The organism is Acidovorax sp. KPB24-07 (assembly GCF_057543315.1).
This window is the reverse complement of record NZ_BAAJYS010000721.1, coordinates 1-1,104: the sequence shown is the minus strand read 5'-3', so window position 1 is coordinate 1,104 and position 1,104 is coordinate 1. Positions and strand designations below refer to the sequence as shown.

Here is a 1,104-nt window from a genome sequence, read left to right as displayed (position 1 = left end):
ACACCCACACCGCGCGCGGAATCTTGGTCTTGCCGGTATGCAGGCTGGCGCTTTTGTACCAGCCGTAGACCTCCTTCGGGAAGGGGGTCATGGTCACCGTCGCGCTCTTGCCGCTGCCGTCCTTTTCGCAATTGGGGTTGACAGCGTCCCACTGCAGCACGCTGACGAGCTCGGCGCCGAAGGTGCGCTTGAGGTGCCGGTGCCAGCCCGGATTGCCGACCAGGCGGCGCACGAAACTGCTGATGTTCTGCGGGTGCTGGGTGACCAAGTAGAAGTCCATCCCGCGGCGACGATGCTCGGCGAGCATGCGCTCATGCTCGGGCGGCGTGGCGCCGGCTGCTTTCGCGGGGAAGTCGTTGTGGCACTCGTCCACGAGAAAGATCGTGCCGTCTGGCTCGGCCTGCCAGTCCTTGATATCGATCCGCTTCCACGTGCTGAGCTCGCCGCCCTCGACGGGCTCAAAACGGCCGTTGTGGCACACGGGCCGGCCTTCCTTGACCGAGCGTTCGCGCACCCATTTGAGCGTGTTGAGGGTCTTGCCTGCGCCGTTGGCGCCAGTGATCAGGTGGAGCATGGTCGGCTACTTTTTGCGGAATCGGGTGACAGCGCCGGTCATGCCGTTGATGCCCATGCGCACGGCGATGGCCGACGACACGATGCTGATGGCCACGCCCACCTGCATGTAGCTGAGCAGGCCCACCAGATCTGCAGGTAGGCCCGTGAGGGCCTGCAGGGCGTTGGTCTTGAGGGTGGTGAGGACGGTATCCACGCCGGTGTACGTGACAGCGGCGATGCCGAGCGATATCAGCACCTGGCCGACGAGGCTCCCCGCGATGTTGATGAGCATGCCGCCGATCGCGGCGATGAAGATGGGCATCAGGTTTCTCCTTTGGCGGTGCCGGACACGATTCGGAAGGCGGCGAGCGATGCGACCGCGACGAGAATCCAACCCAAATAGCCCAGGGCCGGACAAATCTTGCTCATGGGCAGCACGACTTCGCGGCGCCACACCGTGATGGGGAGGTCGTTGATGCAGCGGGCACCACCGAGCAGGTTTTCGCGGCTGATCTTGTCGCCGACGTTGATCGTTTCGTTGCCGGGCAG

At 64.3% G+C, this 1,104-nt stretch carries 3 protein-coding genes; all 3 read right to left on the bottom strand.

Translation table 11 applies throughout. The annotated features are described in order from the left end of the window. A partial coding sequence (locus AC27IQ_RS25285; protein WP_487091266.1) for a zonular occludens toxin domain-containing protein occupies positions 1-574 on the bottom strand: 574 nt, incomplete at its 3' end. A 6-nt stretch (positions 575-580) separates the two neighbouring features. Then, a complete protein-coding gene (locus tag AC27IQ_RS25280; protein WP_487091265.1) occupies positions 581-877 on the bottom strand; it encodes a DUF2523 domain-containing protein in 297 nt (98 codons plus the stop codon). Continuing rightward, a partial coding sequence (locus AC27IQ_RS25275) for a virulence factor TspB C-terminal domain-related protein (RefSeq protein ID WP_487091264.1) occupies positions 877-1,104 on the bottom strand: 228 nt, incomplete at its 5' end. The genes AC27IQ_RS25275 and AC27IQ_RS25280, both read right to left, overlap by 1 nt.

Excerpts from the sequence above, each read along its gene's own strand:
- AC27IQ_RS25280 (WP_487091265.1), bottom strand. The coding sequence starts at position 877 with ATGCCCATCTTCATCGCCGCGATCGGCGGCATGCTCATCAACATCGCG.